This is a genomic window from Streptococcus ictaluri 707-05 (assembly GCF_000188015.2).
GTDB classification, from domain to species: Bacteria; Bacillota; Bacilli; order Lactobacillales; family Streptococcaceae; genus Streptococcus; species Streptococcus ictaluri.
Genome location: NZ_AEUX02000003.1, coordinates 54,034 through 75,239 on the forward strand (window position 1 = coordinate 54,034; position 21,206 = coordinate 75,239).

Annotated in this window: 19 protein-coding genes and 2 pseudogenes; 12 read left to right on the forward strand and 9 right to left on the reverse strand. The window is 36.6% G+C overall.

The annotated features are described in order from the left end of the window. Nucleotides 1–6 precede the first annotated feature (6 nt). Together STRIC_RS02265 and rpsD are read left to right on the forward strand one after the other, a co-directional pair. Nucleotides 7–285, forward strand: a complete 279-nt coding sequence (locus STRIC_RS02265) for a Veg family protein (RefSeq protein WP_008087623.1) — start codon at nt 7–9, stop codon at nt 283–285. A gap of 305 nt (nt 286–590) precedes the next feature. Continuing rightward, nucleotides 591–1,202, forward strand: coding sequence for a 30S ribosomal protein S4 (rpsD, locus tag STRIC_RS02270; RefSeq protein ID WP_008087755.1), 612 nt, complete (start codon nt 591–593; stop codon nt 1,200–1,202). 390 nt (nt 1,203–1,592) lie between these two features. On the opposite strand, the gene STRIC_RS02275 is transcribed toward rpsD, so the two are convergent. Beyond that, the gene (locus tag STRIC_RS02275) at nt 1,593–1,985 is read right to left on the reverse strand and encodes a hypothetical protein (protein ID WP_008087567.1); all 393 of its coding nucleotides are present in this window, start codon (nt 1,983–1,985) and stop codon (nt 1,593–1,595) included. Nucleotides 1,986–2,272: 287 nt separating this feature from the next. Here STRIC_RS02275 and STRIC_RS02280 point away from each other — a divergent pair, with 287 nt between their 5' ends. Beyond that, a complete protein-coding gene (locus STRIC_RS02280; RefSeq protein ID WP_008087690.1) occupies nt 2,273–3,667 on the forward strand; it encodes an FAD-dependent oxidoreductase in 1,395 nt (464 codons plus the stop codon). Nucleotides 3,668–3,731: 64 nt separating this feature from the next. Here STRIC_RS02280 and STRIC_RS12260 read toward each other — a convergent pair. Continuing rightward, nucleotides 3,732–3,872, reverse strand: a pseudogene (locus STRIC_RS12260) (TetR-like C-terminal domain-containing protein); the annotation flags it as partial. 90 nt (nt 3,873–3,962) lie between these two features. Between STRIC_RS12260 and STRIC_RS02285 the strand changes: the two are divergent. Next, a pseudogene (locus STRIC_RS02285) lies at nt 3,963–6,232 on the forward strand (YhgE/Pip family protein). A gap of 80 nt (nt 6,233–6,312) precedes the next feature. Here the strand turns inward: STRIC_RS02285 and STRIC_RS02290 are convergent. The 3 genes from STRIC_RS02290 to STRIC_RS02300 all read right to left on the reverse strand — a co-directional run bounded on the left by STRIC_RS02290 (nt 6,313) and on the right by STRIC_RS02300 (nt 8,274). Next, the gene (locus STRIC_RS02290; protein WP_008087789.1) at nt 6,313–7,257 is read right to left on the reverse strand and encodes a DUF4097 family beta strand repeat-containing protein; all 945 of its coding nucleotides are present in this window, start codon (nt 7,255–7,257) and stop codon (nt 6,313–6,315) included. Nucleotides 7,258–7,373: 116 nt separating this feature from the next. Then, the gene (locus STRIC_RS02295) at nt 7,374–7,961 is read right to left on the reverse strand and encodes a DUF1700 domain-containing protein (protein ID WP_008087754.1); all 588 of its coding nucleotides are present in this window, start codon (nt 7,959–7,961) and stop codon (nt 7,374–7,376) included. After that, nucleotides 7,948–8,274, reverse strand: coding sequence for a PadR family transcriptional regulator (locus tag STRIC_RS02300; RefSeq protein WP_008087764.1), 327 nt, complete (start codon nt 8,272–8,274; stop codon nt 7,948–7,950). Before STRIC_RS02300 ends, STRIC_RS02295 begins: the two co-directional genes overlap by 14 nt. Nucleotides 8,275–8,461: 187 nt before the next feature. Here STRIC_RS02300 and STRIC_RS02305 point away from each other — a divergent pair, with 187 nt between their 5' ends. Beyond that, complete coding sequence (locus tag STRIC_RS02305) at nt 8,462–9,103, forward strand: NUDIX hydrolase (RefSeq protein WP_008087737.1); 642 nt, start codon at nt 8,462–8,464, stop codon at nt 9,101–9,103. Between the two features lie 46 nt (nt 9,104–9,149). Here STRIC_RS02305 and STRIC_RS02310 read toward each other — a convergent pair whose 3' ends face one another. Further along, nucleotides 9,150–9,992 (reverse strand): DUF368 domain-containing protein, encoded by an 843-nt coding sequence (locus tag STRIC_RS02310; protein ID WP_008087546.1) that lies wholly within the window; start codon nt 9,990–9,992, stop codon nt 9,150–9,152. A 316-nt stretch (nt 9,993–10,308) separates the two neighbouring features. On the opposite strand from STRIC_RS02310, the gene STRIC_RS02320 reads away from it, so the two are divergent. Then, entirely contained in the window at nt 10,309–10,893 is a 585-nt protein-coding gene (locus tag STRIC_RS02320; RefSeq protein ID WP_008087557.1) for a helix-turn-helix transcriptional regulator, read from the forward strand. Between the two features lie 51 nt (nt 10,894–10,944). On the opposite strand, the gene rpmG is transcribed toward STRIC_RS02320, so the two are convergent. Both rpmG and rpmF read right to left on the reverse strand, forming a co-directional pair. Then, on the reverse strand, nt 10,945–11,094 hold the full coding sequence (gene rpmG / locus STRIC_RS02325) for a 50S ribosomal protein L33 (RefSeq protein WP_002982147.1): 150 nt from the start codon (nt 11,092–11,094) through the stop codon (nt 10,945–10,947). Nucleotides 11,095–11,109: 15 nt separating this feature from the next. Beyond that, the gene (gene rpmF / locus STRIC_RS02330; protein WP_000290414.1) at nt 11,110–11,292 is read right to left on the reverse strand and encodes a 50S ribosomal protein L32; all 183 of its coding nucleotides are present in this window, start codon (nt 11,290–11,292) and stop codon (nt 11,110–11,112) included. Between the two features lie 420 nt (nt 11,293–11,712). Here rpmF and hisS point away from each other — a divergent pair, with 420 nt between their 5' ends. The 6 genes from hisS to STRIC_RS02360 all read left to right on the forward strand — a co-directional run bounded on the left by hisS (nt 11,713) and on the right by STRIC_RS02360 (nt 19,212). Then, on the forward strand, nt 11,713–12,990 hold the full coding sequence (gene hisS / locus STRIC_RS02335) for a histidine--tRNA ligase (protein WP_008087734.1): 1,278 nt from the start codon (nt 11,713–11,715) through the stop codon (nt 12,988–12,990). A 160-nt stretch (nt 12,991–13,150) separates the two neighbouring features. Beyond that, nucleotides 13,151–14,899, forward strand: coding sequence for an aspartate--tRNA ligase (aspS, locus tag STRIC_RS02340; RefSeq protein WP_008087677.1), 1,749 nt, complete (start codon nt 13,151–13,153; stop codon nt 14,897–14,899). After that, nucleotides 14,892–15,836, forward strand: coding sequence for a YitT family protein (locus STRIC_RS02345; RefSeq protein WP_008087616.1), 945 nt, complete (start codon nt 14,892–14,894; stop codon nt 15,834–15,836). The genes aspS and STRIC_RS02345 overlap by 8 nt, the downstream gene beginning before the upstream one ends. 13 nt (nt 15,837–15,849) lie before the next feature. Beyond that, complete coding sequence (locus tag STRIC_RS02350) at nt 15,850–16,671, forward strand: YitT family protein (protein ID WP_008087562.1); 822 nt, start codon at nt 15,850–15,852, stop codon at nt 16,669–16,671. A gap of 65 nt (nt 16,672–16,736) precedes the next feature. Beyond that, on the forward strand, nt 16,737–17,651 hold the full coding sequence (locus STRIC_RS02355; RefSeq protein ID WP_008087745.1) for a YitT family protein: 915 nt from the start codon (nt 16,737–16,739) through the stop codon (nt 17,649–17,651). A gap of 169 nt (nt 17,652–17,820) precedes the next feature. Continuing rightward, nucleotides 17,821–19,212 (forward strand): ATP-binding cassette domain-containing protein, encoded by a 1,392-nt coding sequence (locus STRIC_RS02360; protein WP_234944183.1) that lies wholly within the window; start codon nt 17,821–17,823, stop codon nt 19,210–19,212. Between the two features lie 33 nt (nt 19,213–19,245). Here the strand turns inward: STRIC_RS02360 and argS are convergent, their stop codons facing one another. Next, nucleotides 19,246–20,937: an arginine--tRNA ligase gene (gene argS, locus STRIC_RS02365; protein WP_008087773.1), complete on the reverse strand. Its 1,692-nt coding sequence runs from the start codon at nt 20,935–20,937 to the stop codon at nt 19,246–19,248. Between the last annotated feature and the right edge of the window lie 269 nt (nt 20,938–21,206).

A 21,206-nucleotide genomic window follows, 5' to 3' on the forward strand; every position in this document is an offset into this window, starting at 1 on the left:
AAAAAAATGAGTGATGCATTTGCTGATGTTGCTAAAATGAAAAAAATCAAAGAGGAAATTAAAGCCCATGAAGGGCAATTGGTTGAATTAACCTTAGAGAATGGACGTAAACGTGAAAAGAATAAGATTGGACGTTTAATTGAAGTTTACACCTCTTTGTTTATCATTGAATATAATGACAATTCAGATGTCCCAGGAGCTATTAACAATTCTTACGTAGAATCTTATACTTACTCTGATATTTTAACGGAAAAAACATTAATTCGTTACCTCGATCAAGAGTAGGGATATGTCACATTTTAACCTCATAAGAGGTTTTTTCTTTACATTAAAGTTGACAGAATTGTCAATCTTCCATATCAGATATTGAAAATCAAATAATAGGCAGGAAAAAAGGAAAAACTATTGTAAGTTTTTCCTTTTAATGCTATAATGTAGTTAGTGTGAAATAATAGCAGAAAAATATGAAGCTCGTCAACAGGTGGTTCTAAATTTAGTAACCTTAGCTGTTTAGGCGAAGACCCCCTGCACGAATCAGGATTTTTCAAACAGTTATTTCCTCATTATTTTTTTAGAGGAGGACATTATAGATGTCACGTTATACTGGTCCATCATGGAAACAATCACGTCGCCTTGGCTTGTCACTTACAGGCACAGGTAAAGAATTGGCACGTCGTAACTACGTACCTGGTCAACACGGTCCTAACAACCGTAGCAAACTTTCAGAATATGGTTTGCAACTTGCTGAGAAACAAAAATTACGTTTCTCATACGGTCTTGGTGAAAAACAATTCCGTAACTTGTTCGTACAAGCTACAAAAGTTAAAGAAGGAACTCTTGGTTTCAACTTTATGGTTCTTTTAGAGCGTCGTCTTGACAACGTTGTTTACCGTTTAGGTCTTGCAACTACTCGTCGTCAAGCACGTCAATTCGTTAACCATGGTCATATTCTTGTTGGCGGAAAACGCGTTGATATTCCATCTTATCGCGTTGAAGTTGGTCAAGTTATCTCTGTTCGTGAAAAATCAATGAAAGTACCTGCTATCGTTGAAGCAGTTGAAGCAATCGTTGGACGTCCAGCTTTCGTTTCATTTGACGCTGAAAAACTTGAAGGTTCATTGACTCGTCTTCCAGAACGTGAAGAAATCAACCCAGAAATCAACGAAGCACTTGTCGTTGAATTCTACAACAAAATGCTTTAATTTTAAGATTAAACTTGCTGAAAGCCTACTATTGTGGGCTTTTTGCTTTGTCTTAAAAGGTTGACTATGGGTCTTATTTTCTAAAAAAATGTCTAATGGGAGCAATTGATGTTGTGAGGTAAATCTTCCTATTTGGTATAGATAAGAAAAATCAAAGTAACACTAAAAGGATTGAGTCCTATACAATATAGAATTCAATCCTTTATTTTAACTATTATGGCTAATTTTTGGAAATCAGTACACTAAAGATGTCTTTCTTTATTTATCTTTTACATTTAAAGTCCAGTAGTTATAATTTGAAACAAGTCCATTTTCGGTATGTCCAGATGGTGCGACTTGTCTTATCCATACTAAAAAGGCATCTCTATCTTCATTGTTGACAACAACTTGTTAAGTTTCTTTCATGTCAGTATATTGTGAAATAATTGATGTATTATTAGAAGGTGCTATATAAAAACCATCCCGCAATTTTTTGTTCTCATTTGCAATATAAGCACTTGGAAAGAGATCAGTCTCATATTCTTCTTGATTACTTGTTTCAGTATTAGCCTTTGATGGTGTACTTTCTACAGAAGAACTTGTCTGTGTTTTACTGGTTTGAGAGCTAGGTTCTGAGCTGCTTTCAGTTGTTGAATGTAGGGATTTATGCTTAGAAGTTTTTTTACTAATTTGTTCTGACTTATCTTTTTTATCAAGTCCAGTTTTAGCTGTATTTTTGGGATGGTTAGAACAAGCGGTTAAAAGTAAGAGTGATGACAGTAAAATAATTGTTTTCTTTTTCATTTTTAATACCTCTTTAAATGAATTATATCACGAGACGCTTTTTAAAAGAATCAAAAAACAATTTTTTTAAAAATTTATAAGGATGAGAGAAAAAGGGACTAGTCGCATACTCTAGAATAATCATCTCAGTATCACGTCATCCAAATTTTATATCAAAAAGTAGTTGTAAGTTAATCTCTTCGTTTAAAAAAGAAATAGCTATTGTTAAAATTTGTGAAATAATATACAATATTTAGTGTAAAGAATTTTATTTCAAGGGGGATTTATGAAAAAAAACACTTTTTAGGATGCTTACTCTTTCAGTAGCCTTACTGATATTAGTGGCGTGTGGAAAAACAACCCATCAACCTGAGAAAACCAAGACAAGTACTTCTTCTAAAGAAGAGGTTGTTTCAGGAGCTTCAGAAAAAACCTATACCGACCCTTCTAAGCTAGCAAAATCATATGACGTGATTATCGTTGGTTCAGGTGGAGCAGGTATGTCTGCAGCCGTTTCAGCTAAAGATGCTGGTGCTAAAGTTGCTATTTTTGAAAAAATGCCAATTATTGGTGGAAACACAGCCAAATCATCAGCAGGAATGAATGCTTCAGAAACGAAGTTCCAAAAGGAGCAAGGAATTGAAGATAGTAATGCTAAATTCTTTGATGAGAGTTTAAAAGGTGGTAAAGGTACTAATAATCAAGAACTACTTCATTATTTAGTAGACCACTCAGCTTCAGCAATTGATTGGCTAGATACTATGGGCATTACACTTAATAATATTACAACTACAGGAGGAATGAGTGTTAATCGAACACATCGTCCGTCAGATGGATCTGCTGTAGGGGGCTATTTAGTGGACGGTCTCTATGCAAACGTCAAAGAACGAAAGATTCCGATCTTTGTTAATGCAGATGTAACTGATATCTTAGAAAATAAAGGAAGTGTTTCAGGGGTTAAAGTTAGTATAGCTGGAGAGACTAAGAAGGTGTCTTCAAAAGCAGTTGTTCTATCTACAGGTGATGGTATTTTACTAGCAGAAGATGAAGGTGCTGATACGGTTGATATGCAAGAAATTCAAATCCATCCAACCGTAGAACAAGAATCAGCTTATTTAATCACAGAAGCTGTTCGTGGTGAAGGAGCTATTCTAGTTGATCAAAAAGGACAACGCTTTATTAATGAGTTAGAAACTCGTGATACAGTTTCAGCTGCTATTAATAAGTTAAACCCTAACCATGCTTTTGTTATTTTCGACCAAGCCCTTAAATCTCGCGTACCAGCTATTAATCAGTATGAAGAGAAAAAATTAGTTGTTAAGGCAGATACTATAGAAGCCTTAGCTCAGAAAATAAAAGTTCCTGAAGAGAGTTTGAAAGCAAGTCTTGAAGCTTGGAATCAAGCTATAGCAAGCCAATCAGATGCTCTTGGTAGAACAACAGGGATGACACATGATCTTAGTCAAGCTCCTTTTTACGCTATTAAGATTGCCCCAGGTATTCATCATACCATGGGAGGTTTAAAAATCAATACAGAGACCCAAGTACTGAAAAAAGATGGAACACCTATTGCAGGTCTTTATGCAGCAGGAGAACTGACCGGTGGTGTACATGGTAAAAATCGTATTGGTGGAAATGCGGTAGCAGACATTATTATTTTTGGTCGTCAAGCAGGTGAGCAATCAGCTAAGTATGTTAAGTAAATAGAAAATACATATTAACAAAAAACTAGAACAGCTTTTGCAATCTAGTTTTTTTCTGTTTAAATTAGTTGGAGTTCGTTAACATTTTGAGGACAAACTGAGTTAGCTGCTCTGGCGATTCTTTTTTACCACTGGCAATCCATGCTTGACAGATCCCAAAAAAAGCATAAGCAAAGTAAACTGCGCTGTATTCCTTTTCCATATTATTGAGGTAATCGGTGTTTAAATTTTTGATTTACTTGTATAATATATTTTATCATAATTTTTGAACACCATGTCCAATTTAGGAGAAAAAATGTTAGAAGAACTAAAAGCACTTATTAAAAATCCAAAACTTATTATTACTATGATTGGAGTTGCCCTAGTTCCAGCCCTATATAACTTAGCCTTTTTAGGTTCTATGTGGGATCCTTATGGTCAAGTAAATCATCTACCTATCGCTGTTGTCAATAAAGATCGGCCAACAAAATATAAAGGTAAAACCTTTGAAATCGGTGACAATATGGTGGACAAGATGTCTAAAAATAAAGACTTAGACTATCATTTTGTCAGCGAGAAGGTAGCTAAAAATGGTTTAAGACAGGGTGACTATTATATGGTAGTAACGTTACCAAAAAATCTCTCTCAAAAAGCCACAACCTTATTAGAGAAAGAGCCTGAAAAACTTGTCGTCTCTTATCAAACCAGTAAAGGTCATGGTATGGTTGCCTCTAAGATGGCAGACACGGCCATGCATCAACTTAAAGAAAAGATTGCTACAAATCTGACAGAAAGTTATATTGCCTCTGTCTTTAAAAACATGAGGCATCTGCAAAAAGGGCTTAAAAAAGCAAGTAATGGAGCCAGTCAGTTAAATGAAGGGGCACAGGTTGCACAAGATGGTAGTCAAACTTTAACCAATGGTCTAAATCGATTCGCAAGTTCTACTCAAACTTTCGATCAAGGAGCTTCTCAATTTTCTAATGGTTTAGTGTCTTATACAGATGGTGTTGGTCAATTACACCATGGATTAGGACAATTTTCTGAAAGCATGCCTAGTTACCTAAATGGTGTGACCCAATTAGCCAAGGGAGCTAATCAATTGTCAGATGGGATTAGGAAACTGGAAGGGGCTACTCAATTACCACCAGAAAAAAACAGGCAATTGAAAGCTTAATTGATGGTTTACCTCAATTAAACCAGGCTATTCAACAATTAAATATGAGCTTATCTCAGACGGGTATGCCATCAGTTGATCAAGGAGATATTAGTCAAAGACTAGCGGCTATAGGAGAACAAGCAAAACAGGTTATTGTTGACGCTAACATCTAAAATCAGAATGAGCTTAAGGCTCTCCAATCAACGACTACTTATCAAAGTTTGACTCCAGAACAACAAAATGAGCTTAGCTCAGCTTTAACTAGTCAAACATCAAATGCCACACTAGCTGCTAAGGAGATCCTGACTAATCTACAGATGATAAAAGAAGGGTTGACAAGTTTGTCAACACAAGATGCTACAGCTCCGTTTGTCACATTAAAAGAGAGTGTAGCTCAGATAGCTAGCCAATCGAATCAGGCTTTACCAGCCTCAAGTACTGCTTTGCTAGAATTATCTCAGGGTCTCACAAAAGTACATACAGGTTTGTCTGATCAAGCTTTGCCCGCAACACACCAGCTAGCCAATGGCTTAGTTCAACTAGATGGTAAGAATGAGGCGGTCTTATCTGGTATTTCTAACCTTTCTAATGGAGCATCTCAACTAAACAATCACACAGGACAACTATTATCTGGGAATAAGCAACTTCTGGAGGGTTCTCATCAGTTATCAGGAGCCTCTATTCAATTAGCAGATGGCAGTCAAAGCTTGACAAGTGGATTAACAGCATTGTCAACAGGGTTGACAGAACTAGATCATTCACTATCAAAAGCTTCTCAACAATTATCTCTGATTTCTGTTACTAAAGATAATGCGAAAAAAGTGGCAAAACCTCTAACTTTATCTAAGTCAGATACCGATAAGGTAAAAACGAATGGGATTGCGATGGCGCCATACATGATAGCTGTATCCTTGATGGTAGTTGCTTTATCCACAAATGTTATTTTTGCTAATTCTTTATCTGGTCGTCCGGTCAATAGCAAATGGGATTGGGCTAAGCAAAAACTTGTCATTAACGGATTTATTTCAACAGTGAGCTCCTTTATTCTTTATTTTGCTATTCAATTATTAGGATTTGAGGCCAATCATAGCATTAAAACCTTAGCTTTCATTGTCCTTAGTGGATGGACCTTGATGGCACTTGTGACAGCCTTAGTTGGATGGGACGATCGTTATGGCTCCTTTGCTTCTCTTATTATGCTCTTATTACAAGTGGGTGCTTCGGGAGGTTCTTATCCTATCGAATTAAGCGGAGCCTTCTTCAGATATTTACATCCCTTTTTACCAATGTCTTATATTGTTTCAGGACTTCGTCAGACTATTTCACTTCGTGGGCATATTGGAACAGAGGTTAGCATATTAACAGGGTTCTTAATTGCCTTTATGCTGATAGGTCTAGTGATTTACCGTCCAAAATCAAATGCTTAAAAAAGAAGTGAGACAGATTTTTTGAAACTATAAAAAACTTCTAGACTAAATTCTAGAAGTTTTTTGTTAATGGTTTATTTTTAATGGATGTCAATATTTCCGGTGTTGACAGAGATGTCAACGAGATGGTCGGATGCATTGTCTGTTTTAAAAATGGTTTTTCCTGAGCTAGACTCTTTAGATAGAGGAGTAGAGGCAAGTTTATCTCCTAATCGGATAGTGCCATTTACAGTTTCAGCTTGGTATTGAATTGCTTCACTATTAACTAGTGTCAAGTCCATGTCAATATTACCTCCCTGAAACTTATTTTTTCCAGTTAGTTTGACCTTATTAAAAGCGACAAGTGACACGGGTTGAGAAGAGTATTCGTCATTTTCTTTTGCAGCAGGTGTTGTAAACTGAATGGTGTAAATACTGCCATCATTACATTCAACTCCTCCAGGATTAATGGTGTGAATGCTGACATGACTTAATTGAGAGTTATAAGTCGTGAACCCTCCAGAAGCAATTGTAATATCACTATTTTCTAAGATAGAATCGGTTAGTGTGACAAGATTGTCTCCTGAATTAGCAGTAATCTGTTTTAAGTTGCTTCTAGTAGCAGTGAGTGGACCTTGAATGTCACCTTGTTCAATCCGACTATCGATCAACTGTAAAGGAGCTGTTAACTCGAATTTTTTGATGGTAATATTATTTAGACTAACATAGAAGAAATTATGTCCTTTTAGTTCTTTTAAAACAGTATTTTTGGGTAAGGTAATAATGATTTGACGTCGATTAGCATGTCTTTGAAGATCATTGAATGTAAAGCCCATGATCTCTATGGCACCAGTAACAACAAAATCTCGATACTTTTGGCTAATGTTTAGGGTTCCATTTGTAGCACTTACTTTGATAGGATCAAGAAATTTAGGATGGGTATAGTAAGAGACAGTAGGTTGTTTTATCTCACTTGTTTCAATAACGACCTCATAATTAGAAATCGCAAGGTCAATATCGTCAATCTTATTAAGGGTTTGAGTCACTTTTTTAGGAGCAGTTTATTGTTTAATGGCTTCAAATCCACCACCTAATAGGATGGCACCAAAGACAATACAAGTGACGCTAATCATAAAAAATCGTTTGGTTAAGGTTGCTGTTTTCATACGTACTCACCTCTTTTGTGATTAATCCATTTAACAAAGGCTACAAAGCCTCTTCCAGAATAGCGAAGAATAGTAGTGGCAATAATCCAAATAAGAATGCCGCCACCAAAGCTTAAGAGAGATGCACCGATTCCCATGGATAGAGCAGGAAGAGATAAGCCTAGTAGGGTAAAACTTTCAAATAAGGTAATGGCAGCTACAAGAATGCCACCCAAACCAAAAAGATAAGCGGCAAAGATGAGCATAAGCCCAGCTGCTAAACAAGCTAGAAGAAAAACAATTAATGAAAGTAATAGCGGTAAGGCCAAGGGTGCCGCAAAAAGAGATAAAATGGTTAAACCAATAATGGTTGCTCGACTCTTGGGTGTTTTATCGTTGTTGGCCAGATGTTTCCCCAAGACATTGGAAATAATCTCACTTGCAGCTTCTTTTGGACTACCCAATTCTTGGATAACATGCTCTTCACGTTCTGGTCCTGCTTCGTCAAAATACTCGATATAATAGTCCATGGCTTCTTGGTAATCTTCTTTTGGTAATTTTCGTAAGTATTTGTCTAGCTCAGCTAGGTATTCAATCCTTGTCATGTCTCAAACTCCCTTCAATTATCCCATCTAGGGCTTCTTTATAGCTATTCCACTCTTCTTTCAGATAAACAAGCTGAGCTTGTCCTAGGGAGGTAATAGCATAGTACTTACGTTTACGACCTTGATGTTCTTGACTATAAGTTGTTAAAAAACCTGATTTATCCAATTTTTTTAAAATAGGATAAAGGGTAGATTCTTTGATATTGGCTACTAATTTAATTGTTTGGCTAATATCATAACCATAAGAATCGTTTTTTTGAACAATAGATAAAATCAAAAATTCAATCAAGGTAGCTGATACTGGAAAATACATATCTTACTCCTTTATATATAATTATTTTACATATAAAGTATATGCCTTATCATTTGACTTGTCAATGCTTATCGTTAAAAAATTTGTTTTAGAAGGTGATTAAACACTAGGATACTTAGTTGACCAAAAGAACTTAATTTTATACTATAAAGAAGATTAATCAAATCATATGTAAAGAGGATAACAGATGCGCAACTTAATTGAGAAATATCAACCTAAACCCATAGGAGAAAAAAGGCGCTATGCGGTTTTTATTCCCTTGATTTGGGAAAATAATGATTGGCATCTTCTATATGAAATCAGGAGTCAGCAGATCTCACAACCAGGTGAGGTCTCTTTTCCAGGGGGACGTGTAGAAGTAGGAGAAACATATCAAGAAGCGGCTGTTCGTGAAACGATGGAGGAATTAGCTATTTCATCAGATGCGATTGACCTTTGGGGCGAGATTGATTATTCAGTCCAGAGTCAAAGAACGATTCACTGCTTTGTTGGCCAATTAATGATTGATGATTGGCGTTTACTCAAATCAAACGATGAAGTAGAATGTTTTTTTACGGTGCCATTGTCACAACTAAGAAAACAAAAACCCGTTTATTATGACCTACACTCACAACCCATAAAAACGCCTAGTTTTCCATTTGATCGTATTCGAAATGGCATCAAATACCCTTTTAAAAATCAGCAGTATGCGATTCCCTTTTATGAACAATTTGATCATCTGATCTGGGGAATGACTGCACAGTTTACCAAATGTTTAACCGATATTCTAAATGATGAATCAATTGCAAAGAAAAACCCCTTAGATATTGAAAAATCTAAGGGGAGATAGAGCACTAGTTTGTTGGCGTCAACTTTTTGTCAACGACCTGTAAAGGTTATTTGTATTTTTCTTCTAATTGACTCATCCAAAGTCCGAGCCAAATACCAAGAGCAAATAACACAAGGGCCATAAGCCAGGTTAAGATACCTGCATGACTGTAGGAAATAGACTCCGGACTACTACTATTTGGGATAAGAATTAATAGCGTGCTGGATAATACAATACCAATGATAAAGTGGTAGACTTTTGAATGATGGTGCTGTAAAGCATAATCCATACTTTTAGAAAAAGCCAAGATTGCTAGGACTCCTCCGATAGCAATAGGTAAGAAAGTCCCTAATAAATCCAAAGATTTGAACCCTATTAACATAGGACCATAGAGTCCTAAGATAAGTAAGAGATTTGACGGGCTTAGTCCAGGGACAAGTATTCCTAAAGCAATTAAGGCACCTGCTAAAACAAAGGTTAAAAAGTTAGCTGGTAAGGTACCGATTAAATCATTTAAGAAGTATAGACCTAGTCCCGAAATAACAAAGGTAAGGACTAGCCATAGCCAGTCAGCTTTGTCTCTTTGAGACTGCTTGGTTGACTCCTTAATCAGACTAGGAATAGTGCCGACAATAGCACCAGCAAATCCCCATAAGACGATAACTTGATAGTGCTTAAGTAAAAACTCAACGGGGAAAGAAAAGAGAGCAATACCTAAAATACCACCAATTCCTACTGGTAAGAAAAATAAGACATTTTCAATAAAGTTATCCCTCATATGAGCTAAGAAGGAAATCATTCGCTCATAGATTCCTAAAATGGCTGCGAGAACACCACCGGATACACCAGGTAAAATAAAACCTAGTGCAATAATCATGCCCTTAAAAACTCTTGAAATAAATGAAACCATTGTTGCCTCCTGAAAAGAATGATTTTATTGTATCATAAATTTAAAGAATTGCTGACACAAAGCTGCTTATCCCTACTAAAATAATTGTTCCTAATAGGACATTCCATTTTGAAGATGTTTTTCTTAAATACCATGAAATACCGTGTCTTTGTGATCAAGTCAAGTTTGGTTGTCAAAGTTATAAAGAAAATTTACAAAAACTGTAAACCTTACGACAATTATCAAAAAGATAAACGAAAAAAAGCTTATGTCAAAGACTTTTGATAGTAAACTTATTGAAGAAGGATTATAGTAGCTATTAAAAAGGAGATTTATTATGGGCTTTAAAAACCAGTTACCTTATTATCGAAAAAAATTACAGATGTCACAAGAAGAGCTTGCTGAAATGATTTATGTTTCCAGGCAGACTATCTCAAACTGGGAAAACGGTAAAACCTATCCAGACCTGCAAAATCTTTTGATGTTAAGTAAGTCCTTACAGGTTCCTTTAGAGCAACTAATAGCAGAAGATATCCAAAAAATGACTTTAAGTATTAAGGATGAGGAGATTAAACAATGTGATAGGGATACGCATATTATGTTATTTGGGACACTCCTAATTGCTATCAGTATTTATCCCATAATGTCTTGGTTAGGTTGGTGGGGATATGGTCCGATTGCTATCTTATGGTTGATAATCATGCGTAGCGCCTTAAGAATTGAGCGATTTAAAAAGACATATGATGTTCAGACTTACCGAGAACTTGAAGCTATAGCAAAGGGTGAGAGCTTAGATCAGATTGATAAGATTAAAGAAAAAGCAAAATACCCTTATCAAAAAGCATGGATTGTTATTGCGTACACAGGATTGACAGTGTTAATAACCTTACTCTCTATTTTGTTTTTTCATTTGTTTTTTTAAGCACGAAAAAAGCCTTTGAAACGTTCATTTCATAGGCTTTTTATATCTCAATTATTTAACTTCTGTAAAAGTTACGTGTTTACGTAATTTTGGTGAGTATTTTTTCAATTGAAGTCGGTCTGGAGTGTTACGTTTGTTTTTTGAAGTAAGGTACAAGCGTTCACCAGATTCTTTGTGTTCAAGTGTAATATTTACGCGCATGGTATCTCCCTTCTATTATTTAGCTTCGTTAGCTTTAGCGATTTTACGTCCTTTGTAGTATCCTTTAAGTGATACACGGTGAGAACGTGAGTAATCTCCAGTAGTTTCGTCGAATTGTACAGATGGAGCTGTCAATTTGTAATGTGTACGACGTTTGTTCTTTTTAGCTTTAGACGTGTGACGTGCAGGAACTGCCATTTTTTCTATCCTCCGATTAAAATAGTTAGAGTCTTGCGAAAATCTTCAATGACTAAACATTTTGGTTATCACTAATAGTGATAGTAGATTTTCAACCCTGATTCTTTGATTTTTATGTTATGGCTCTCGCCAACTTTAATATAGTAACACATCTTTTATGTAAAGTAAAGTTACTTGACAATTTTTTTGATTTTTCTTTTGAGGTGATACGGATGCTTAATTTTCACCTATTGCCAGTGTTGCCTTGGTGAATTTGTGGTAAAATATTAGTAATGAAAATTGAAGGAAAGGTTTAAGCTGTTGAAGTGACCTAGTTGGCTGATGAGAGTGAGCTTTTATCATAGAAAGAATAGCAAATGGAGTTTTTACCCCTATCCTTTTTATGTTAGGCATTTCTGAAATATGCTTGTATGAAATGTTATGAAATTACAAAAACCTAAAGGAACACAGGATATCCTTCCTGCTGAAGCTGCCAAATGGCAATATGTGGAGCAAGTTGCACGCGATACGTTTAAAAAATATCATTATGGTGAAATTCGAACACCAATGTTTGAACATTATGAAGTCATTAGCCGTTCAGTAGGGGATACAACGGATATTGTTTCAAAAGAAATGTACGATTTTCATGATAAAGGTGGCCGACACATCACCTTGCGTCCGGAAGGAACAGCTCCTGTTGTACGCTCTTATGTCGAAAATAAATTATTTGCTCCTGAGGTGCAAAAACCAGTAAAACTTTACTATTTAGAATCAATGTTTCGTTATGAACGCCCACAGGCTGGTAGACTGCGTGAGTTTCATCAGGCCGGCGTAGAGTGCTTTGGATCTGGGAACCCAGCAACAGATGTCGAAACCATTGCTATGGCTTATGATTTGTTTGAAAATTTGGGACTTAACAATCTTCAGCTACATTTAAATAGCTTGGGCGGTCCTGCTAGCCGTCTTGCTTATCGTCAGGCGCTTATTGAATACTTAACACCTTTACGTGATGGCTTATCAAAAGATAGCCAACGCCGTTTAGATGAAAATCCATTACGTGTTTTGGATTCAAAAGAAGCTGTGGATAAAGAGGCAGTTAAAAACGCTCCTTCTATATTAGAATATCTTTATGAAGAGAGTCAGGCGCATTTTGAAGCCGTTAAGGAAATGCTTGAGGATCTAGGAATCCCTTATGTGATTAATACTAACATGGTACGTGGTTTAGATTACTATAATCACACCATTTTTGAGGTGATTACAGAAATAGACGGCTCAGAATTAACCGTATGTGCTGGCGGTCGTTATGATGGTCTTGTGTCTTACTTTGATGGACCTGAAACCCCAGCCTTTGGCTTTGGTTTAGGCTTGGAAAGACTCTTAATGATTTTAGACAAGCAAGGTATTGCATTACCAGTTGAGTCTGAGATGGATGCCTATATCGCTGTACTTGGACAAGGAGCTAATCAAAAAGCATTACAACTCGTACAAGCTGTTCGAAGACAAGGTTTTACAGCAGAACGCGATTACCTAGACAGAAAAATTAAAACCCAATTTAAATCGGCTGATTTATTTAAAGCAAAGGTCGTTTTAACGCTTGGTGAGACAGAAGTTGAAGAAGGTCAGGTAACAATTAAAAATAATCAAACCCGACAAGAACTTAAGGTTTCTTTTGAAGAGATAATGACCAATTTTGAAGCCATTTTAACCAAATTAAGTTAAAAAACGTGATGATTCACGTTTTTTTCTTATCTTTTGTTCAAGAGCTTTATCTTTTCTGAAATCAGTTCTACTATTTCCTAAAAACTCCTTTCAATGGGTGGGGTTTTTAGTGCCTTTTTGCTATAATAGTAAAGAATATAAAAAGTAACGGAGATATGATATGAAACGTAGCATGTATGCAGGATGTGTTCGTGAAGAACATATTGGAAACACTATAACTTTAAAAGGATGGGTAGGTCGCCGCAGAGATTTGGGCGGACTTATTTTTATTGATTTACGAGATCGTGAAGGCATCATGCAATTGGTCATTAATCCTGAAGAGGTTTCAAGTCAATTAATGGCAACTGCTGAAAGTTTAAGAAGCGAGTATGTCATTGAAGTTGAAGGGACTGTTGAAGCGCGTCAACAAGCCAATGACAAACTAGCGACAGGTGCAGTTGAATTAAAGGTAACAGCTTTAACGATTCTCAATACAGCTAAAACAACGCCATTTGAAATTAAGGATGGAGTGGAAGTCAGTGATGAGACACGTTTACGCTATCGTTATTTGGATCTTCGTCGCCCAGAGATGTTAGCGAATTTTAAATTACGTGCCAAGGTAACTCATGCTATCCGTAATTACCTTGATGAGCTTGGCTTTATAGATGTTGAAACTCCTATGTTATCAAAATCAACACCTGAAGGAGCGCGTGATTATTTAGTTCCAAGTCGTGTCAGTCAAGGGCACTTTTACGCCTTACCGCAAAGTCCACAAATCACAAAACAATTATTGATGAACGCTGGCTTTGATCGTTACTATCAGATTGTTAAATGTTTCCGTGATGAGGACTTGCGTGGAGACCGTCAACCTGAGTTTACACAAGTTGACTTAGAAACGTCCTTTTTATCTGAGAAAGAAATCCAAGATATCGTTGAAGGAATGATTGCTAAAGTTATGAAGGAAACAAAAGGGATTGAAGTAACCTTGCCATTTCCGCGCATGGCGTATGATCATGCCATGAACGCCTATGGTTCAGATAAACCAGATACTCGCTTTGACATGCTTTTACAAGACTTGACAGAACTTGTCAAGGAAGTTGACTTCAAGGTCTTCTCAGAAGCTAAGGCAGTTAAAGCTATTGTGGTTAAGGGAAATGCAGACCGTTATTCTCGTAAAGATATTGATAAACTAACAGAATTTGCTAAACAATTTGGAGCGAAGGGACTTGCATGGACTAAGGTGGCAGAAGGTAACTTAGCTGGACCAGTTGCCAAATTCTTGACAACAATCGAGTCTAACTTGACAGAAGCTTTACAATTAGAAGAAAATGACTTGGTCTTATTTGTGGCAGATGAGCTTGAAGTTGCCAACAATACCTTGGGGGCTCTTCGAAATCGTATTGCTAAAGAACTTGACATGATTGACCCTTCTAAGTTTAATTTCCTTTGGGTTGTTGATTGGCCAATGTTTGAATGGTCTGAAGAAGAAGGCCGCTATATGTCTGCGCATCATCCATTCACACTACCAACTCAAGAATCAGCTCATGAGCTAGAAGGTCAATTAGCTCAAGTTCGTGCGGTGGCTTATGACATTGTTTTGAATGGATACGAACTTGGCGGTGGAGGCCTTCGTATTAACCAAAAAGATATGCAAGAGCGTATGTTCAAAGCCCTTGGCTTTACAGCAGAAGAAGCTAATGAACAGTTTGGTTTCTTGTTAGAGGCTATGGACTTTGGGTTCCCTCCTCATGGTGGATTAGCTATTGGACTTGACCGTTTTGTCATGCTGTTAGCTGATAAAGATAATATTCGTGAAGTCATTGCTTTTCCAAAAAATAACAAGGCTTCAGATCCAATGACTCAAGCACCAAGTTTGGTGTCATCAAAACAATTAGAAGAACTTAGTCTTCAGATAGAAAGTCATGATTAAAAAAACAACCTACAAGAAAAAAGTAAAATACGTGATTAGTAGAGGGGCCAAGAAAATCGGCTTACTTCATGCCCTAAGAAGTATTTCCAAAGAAAAATATGCAGAGAAGATTTCCGCTTCTCTGCTTTATGGCATTCTATCCAGTATAGCTGTTAATTTTTTCTTTCAACCAGGTCATGTCTACTCTAGTGGCGCGACAGGATTTGCTCAGGTTATTACAGCAGTTAGCCACCGCTTTTTTGCGATTGATATACCAGTTGCCTTAGCTTTTTATGTTATTAATATTCCTCTATTGGTTTTGGCATGGTATAAAATTGGACATAAGTTTACGATTGTTACCTTTATAACAGTTACGATGAGCTCGTTTTTTATCCAGATTATGCCTCAGGTGACCTTAACGACTGATCCCCTTATTAATGCTATTTTTGGGGGACTGGTTATGGGGATGGGAATTGGCACGGGTCTTAAATCACGTATTTCAAGTGGGGGAACAGATATTATTAGCTTAACCCTTAGAAAACGAACTGGAAAAGATGTCGGTAGTTTATCATTAATGGTGAATGGTGTTATTATGATTTTTGCAGGGCTGCTTTTTGGTTGGCAGTATGCCCTTTATTCAATGGTAACTATTTTTGTGTCCAGTCGTGTTACCGATGCTATTTTTACTAAACAAAAGAAAATGCAAGCAACCATTGTGACCAGTTGCCCAGACAAAGTTATTCAGATGATTCATAAAAAGTTACATCGAGGGGTCACCAGTATCAATGAAGCAGAAGGGACCTATAAACACGAGCAAAAAGCTGTTTTGATTACCATTTTAACCAGAGAAGAATACCCTGAGTTTAAATGGTTGATGCTAAAAACAGACCCCAATGCTTTTGTGTCTGTGGCAGAAAACGTTCGTATTATAGGTCGCTTTGTTGAAGAAGACATTTAATAAAGGAGTTGGAATGCCAGTTGATCAAAGCCTAAAACTGAAAAATTTTGCTTTCATAATTCTTGGAGCGGCTACTTATGCCTTTGCCTTTGTCTATTTTTATATGGCCAATCAGATTGCAGCCAATGGCTTGGCAGGTCTAACGTTAGTAGCTAAAGCTCTGTTTGATATTAACCCTTCTATCAGTGGCTATCTCATTAATCTTCCGTTGGTTGTTTTGGGAGCAAAAATGTTTGGTAAGAGATCTATGATTTATACTGTCACTGGCATTTTATCCTTATATTTATTTGTCTGGATTTTTCAGCAAATTCCACTTGTTGTTGACTTAGATCATGATAGTTTGGTTGTTTCTCTGATGGCAGGTATCATCGGTGGACTTGGTGGTGGTTTGGTCTTTCGAAATGGGGGTACTATCGGAGAAGCCGATATTTTTGTCATGCTTATTTCCTTGACCTATATTTCTCTGCCTCAAATGATGTATGCTTTGATTGCTAGTTTCATGTATGGACGCATTGCTCACCTGGTCCAAAATGGTGGGTATTCTGCTAGAGGTATTTTCATTATTTCTGATCATGCGGAGGCTATTTCGACTTTTATTATGGAAGAACTGGGTCGAGGCGTTACTTATTTGCATGGTGAGGGAGCTTATTCAGGACGAGAAAAAAAGGTTATCTATGTAGCTTTAAGTCGTACAGATATTCGAGAAGTCAAAGCTTTTATTGTTCAAGTAGATCCAAAGGCCTTTGTCTCTTATTTTGATGTGGATGAAGTTAATAGTCCCGAATTTATTGCTTCTAAAAGAAAAATGATAAAGAAGAACAAAGCAAAAAGCTAGAAATCAGTTATGAAGTCTCTACGTGATAAATAAAAAAGAATAAAAAGAAATATGGAGGTATGTGAATGGCAAGTCATGAAAGAATGTCTCGGGTGAAAGAACTTTTTTTAATTGCTATAGGTGTTGCTATCTATACATTTGGATTTGTTAATTTTAATATGGCCAATAAATTGGCTGAGGGTGGCGTTGCAGGAATTACCTTAATTTTGCACGCGCACTTCGGTATTAATCCGGCCTATTCATCCCTCCTGTTTAATCTCCCTTTGTTTATCTTGGGAGCTAGAATTTTTGGGAGACGTTCTTTAGCTTTGACCATTTATGGTACAGTTTTAATGTCAAGTTTTATTTGGATCTGGCAAAAGATGCCAATAGCTTTAGGCCTTGAACATGATATGATGTTAGTGGCTGTAGTTGCGGGTCTTTTTTCAGGTATTGGTAGTGGTATTGTCTTTCGTTACGGGGCTACCACAGGTGGCACGGATATTATTGGTCGTATTGCTGAAGAAAAATTTGGAGCTAAGCTTGGGCAAACCTTGCTACTGGTTGATACCTTGGTTTTATTAGCTTCCTTGACTTATGTGGATTTAAAACACATGCTTTATACCCTGGTAGCTAGTTTTGTATTCAGTCAAATGATTAGCGTTGTCCAAAATGGTGGCTATACGATTCGTGGCATGATTATTATCACTAAACAATCAGAAGCAGCGGCACAAGCGATTTTGACAGAAATCAATCGTGGGGTTACTTATCTGAAGGGTCAAGGAGCCTATTCTGGCAATGAATACAATATCATGTATGTCACACTTAACCCCAGTGAGGTAAGAGAGGTCAAACGTATTCTAGCGGAACTTGATCCTGATGCCTTTATCTCTATTATTGATGTTGATGAAGTCATTAGTTCTGATTTTAAAATTAGACGAAAAAATTTTGACAAACCTATTGAGAAGGCTTTACAGAAAAAGCCAAGGATGCTAAAATGAAGACAATCAAATGATTGCAGAGGTTGAAAAACAGCTATGATTAACAAATAACTCATTGTTGCTAACTAATTTCCTTTAACACAAGGAGTTAGTGTCTACTTTGAGGTTTGAAATCAAAGCTTTTTTTGTGTGCTCTTTTTCAAACCTTTCTATATTATAGAAAGGAATCATGATGGAGATATTACGTATTTCTGATTATCAGTTAAGAATAGAAGATAGAGATTTATTAGCTATTAAAGATTTGAGTTTGCATTTAGGTGAAAAAATCGTTCTCCTTGGAGAGAATGGGGTCGGGAAAACCAGTTTCTTTAAATCCCTTATTGGACAAATAGACGATTATGAGGGAAGGCTTGTTCTAAACAGTGATTTTGTTTATGTTCCTCAGATAAAAGAAGCTAGTCAACAATCAGGTGGTGAGCAAATGATGGCTTATCTAAAAAAGGCCTTTCAGAAAAAACCTACTCTTTTATTATTAGATGAACCTAGCTCCCATTTAGATAGCAACAATCAACAGTGGTTGATCTCTCAACTTTTAGCTTTTAAAGGAACCGCAGTAGTGATTAGTCATGACAGGAAGTTAATTAATGATGTTAGTCAAAAAATCTGGCTAATCGAAGACAAAACCATAAAGGTCTATCCAGGAAATTACCATGATTTTCAAGAGCTCAGGGCTAGAGAAGAAGCCCGTCGGTTACGAGAATTGAAGTCCTATCGTCAAAAAGTCGCTCAGTTAGAACATGCCATTTTGATGAAAAAGGAGAAAGCTAAGAAGATGTCTCGACGCAAAAAGAAAAACGTCTCATCTTCTGATTGGAAAGTTAATGCATTTGCTGGTAGTTATGATTCTCAAGCAAAAGCGGTTGCCAAAACAAGTAAAGTGATGGAGAAACGATTAGCTAACTTACCAGAAGTTAAGGATATTCCCAAAAAGCAATGGGCAAAATTAAAAGATTCTTCAGATAAGCAAGCTACACCAAATACTTTAATAAGACTAACAGAAGGACAGCTTTTTCGAAAAGAAGAATACCTGTTTGATTACCCGGATTTCATCAATAGAGGTCATGATAAAGTAGTGATAAAAGGGCGCAATAAAGCTGGAAAAAGTAGTTTTTTAGAAGCCCTAGTTGATCACAAATTGCCAGGATATTATGCTCAAGGACTTGAGATTAGTTATTTCAGACAAGATCAACTTAATCTAGACCTGGACTTAAGTGCGTTTGATATCATTCAGAAGCAAAGCAATCAAAGTCAACATATTATTTTTAATAGCTTAGCTATGATGGGTATTGACTACCATAAAGCTAAACAAAAAATAACATGTCTATCAGGAGGTGAACGCATTCGAGTATCACTAGTTCTCATGCTGTTGAGACCACATCATCTGTTAATTTTAGATGAGCCTACCAATTACCTTGATTTAGTTGCGATTGAAGCTTTAGAAGTTTATTTAAAAGAATACCTAGGAGCTCTTTTACTGGTTTCACATGATGAAGTTTTTTGTCAAAAAGTGGCTTCAGTACATTATGAAATTGACCAATGTAGGATGCAAAAGCTTACCTAAAAAACCTTCCTCAATTTTGAGGAAGGTTTTTGGTTACATTTCATTTGGAGCTTCAACACCAAGTAAGCGAAGGGCTTCTTTTAGAACAGTAGCTGTTGCATAGCAAAGTGCTAGTCGGCTATCACGTTCATTATTTTCTTCAAGAATACGAGTATGGGCATAGTATTTATTGAAGCTTTGTGCCAAATTAATAGCATATTTTGCGATAATAGATGGCTCAAAATGATCAGCTGTTCGTTTGATAATACGTGGGAAATCTTGGATTAGTTTAATAATCTCCCAGCTCTCAGCATCATTAAGGCTATACTGAGCTTGTGTAGATGGTTCAAACTGAGCTTTACGCAAGATGGATTGGATACGCGCGTGTGCGTATTGAACATAAGGTCCAGTTTCCCCTTCAAAGGATACCATAGCTTCAAGATCAAAGTCATAACCGTTCATTCGGTCAGTCTTTAAGTCGTAGAACTTGATAGCTCCGACACCAACCGCGTGTGCCACATCTTCTTTGTTAGGAAGGTTAGGGTTTTTCGCTTCAATTTGAGAAGCTGCACGGTTAATAGCTTCAGCTACAGTTGGCTCTAGTAAAATAACATTACCTTTACGGGTAGATAGCTTAGCACCACCTTTTGTGACTAATCCAAAAGCCACGTGAGTCATGTCATCTGACCAGTCATAACCCATTTCTTTAAGAACAGCTTTTAGTTGTTTGAAGTGGGCAGCTTGTTCGTTACCAACAACGTAGATTGATTTAGCAAAATCATAAGTACATTTACGGTAAAGGGCAGCAGCAAGGTCACGGGTGATGTAAAGTGTAGCACCATCAGATTTTTTGATTAGAGCAGGATGCTCGATACCATATTTTTCCAAATTCACCACTTGGGCTCCTTTGGACTCGACTAAGAGACCTTTTGCTTCAAGTAGTTCTAGGACTTCGTCCATTTTATCGTTATAGAAAGCTTCTCCGTTGTAGCTATCAAAAGTCACTTTCATTTGATCATAGAGACGGTTAAATTCAAGCAAGCTTTCATCACGGAACCATTGCCATAAGCTAGTCGCTTCTTGGTCGCCGTCTTCCAATTTACGGAACCACTCACGGGCTTCTTCATCAACGGTAGGATCTGTTTCAGCTTCTGCATTGATACGTACATAAAGTTTTAGAAGTTCATCGATAGGGTGTGCTTTAACGGCTTCTTCGTCCCCCCATTTTTTATAGGCAACAATCAACATCCCAAATTGTTTGCCCCAGTCTCCTAAGTGATTGATTTTAACTGGCTCATAGCCCATTTTAGCAAAGACATTTGCAAGGCTATCTCCGATAACGGTTGAACGTAAATGGCCAATAGAGAATGGTTTAGCAATATTTGGACTTGACATGTCAATGGCAACATGACGATTTTGTCCTTCGTTTTGTTGCGCGTAATCAGAACCATCTGTAATAACTTGTTTTAAGACTTGTTCTGAAATAGCTGCTTTATTTAGGAAGAAATTAAGGTAAGGGCCTACAGCTACCACTTTTTCAAATTGGCTAGCTTCAATCTTTTCTGCTAATTCGCTAGCAATCATTTGAGGTGCTTTGCGAAGAATCTTGGAAAGGCTAAATGCTGGAAAAGCTAAGTCTCCCATATCTGAATTTTTTGGTGTTTCAAGCAAGTTGAAGATGGCTTCTTGTTCGAGTTCAGGAACTACTTTAGCAATCTCACTTGCAATTAGAGTTTTAGTATCCATATTGTTTCTCCTAAAAATAGTTTGTCATCTTATTCTAACACATTTCTGCAAAATAAACGAGATGAGAATTGAGAAATTATACTGAAAAATTAAATCTTATTTCAAATATTTTATCTTATATTTTCTGAAAAAAGAATTAATCAATCAAATGGCTTACATTGGCTCTTATTAAACATCAAAATAGGTATCAAAGAGGGATAAATCTTATTAAAATCCCATCAGAAGCATGAAAAAATACATTTTTTTTGGTATAATCTAAGAGGATAATT

Excerpts from the sequence above, each read along its gene's own strand:
- aspS (WP_008087677.1), top strand. The coding sequence starts at position 13,151 with ATGAAACGTAGCATGTATGCAGGATGTGTTCGTGAAGAACATATTGGA.
- STRIC_RS02280 (WP_008087690.1), top strand. The coding sequence starts at position 2,273 with ATGCTTACTCTTTCAGTAGCCTTACTGATATTAGTGGCGTGTGGAAAA.
- STRIC_RS02265 (WP_008087623.1), top strand. The coding sequence starts at position 7 with ATGAGTGATGCATTTGCTGATGTTGCTAAAATGAAAAAAATCAAAGAG.
- STRIC_RS02360 (WP_234944183.1), top strand. The coding sequence starts at position 17,821 with ATGATGGAGATATTACGTATTTCTGATTATCAGTTAAGAATAGAAGAT.
- STRIC_RS02355 (WP_008087745.1), top strand. The coding sequence starts at position 16,737 with ATGGCAAGTCATGAAAGAATGTCTCGGGTGAAAGAACTTTTTTTAATT.
- STRIC_RS02345 (WP_008087616.1), top strand. The coding sequence starts at position 14,892 with ATGATTAAAAAAACAACCTACAAGAAAAAAGTAAAATACGTGATTAGT.
- hisS (WP_008087734.1), top strand. The coding sequence starts at position 11,713 with ATGAAATTACAAAAACCTAAAGGAACACAGGATATCCTTCCTGCTGAA.
- rpmF (WP_000290414.1), bottom strand. The coding sequence starts at position 11,292 with ATGGCAGTTCCTGCACGTCACACGTCTAAAGCTAAAAAGAACAAACGT.
- STRIC_RS02350 (WP_008087562.1), top strand. The coding sequence starts at position 15,850 with ATGCCAGTTGATCAAAGCCTAAAACTGAAAAATTTTGCTTTCATAATT.
- STRIC_RS02300 (WP_008087764.1), bottom strand. The coding sequence starts at position 8,274 with ATGTATTTTCCAGTATCAGCTACCTTGATTGAATTTTTGATTTTATCT.
- STRIC_RS02310 (WP_008087546.1), bottom strand. The coding sequence starts at position 9,992 with ATGGTTTCATTTATTTCAAGAGTTTTTAAGGGCATGATTATTGCACTA.
- STRIC_RS02305 (WP_008087737.1), top strand. The coding sequence starts at position 8,462 with ATGCGCAACTTAATTGAGAAATATCAACCTAAACCCATAGGAGAAAAA.
- STRIC_RS02295 (WP_008087754.1), bottom strand. The coding sequence starts at position 7,961 with ATGACAAGGATTGAATACCTAGCTGAGCTAGACAAATACTTACGAAAA.
- STRIC_RS02275 (WP_008087567.1), bottom strand. The coding sequence starts at position 1,985 with ATGAAAAAGAAAACAATTATTTTACTGTCATCACTCTTACTTTTAACC.
- rpmG (WP_002982147.1), bottom strand. The coding sequence starts at position 11,094 with ATGCGCGTAAATATTACACTTGAACACAAAGAATCTGGTGAACGCTTG.
- STRIC_RS02320 (WP_008087557.1), top strand. The coding sequence starts at position 10,309 with ATGGGCTTTAAAAACCAGTTACCTTATTATCGAAAAAAATTACAGATG.
- rpsD (WP_008087755.1), top strand. The coding sequence starts at position 591 with ATGTCACGTTATACTGGTCCATCATGGAAACAATCACGTCGCCTTGGC.
- argS (WP_008087773.1), bottom strand. The coding sequence starts at position 20,937 with ATGGATACTAAAACTCTAATTGCAAGTGAGATTGCTAAAGTAGTTCCT.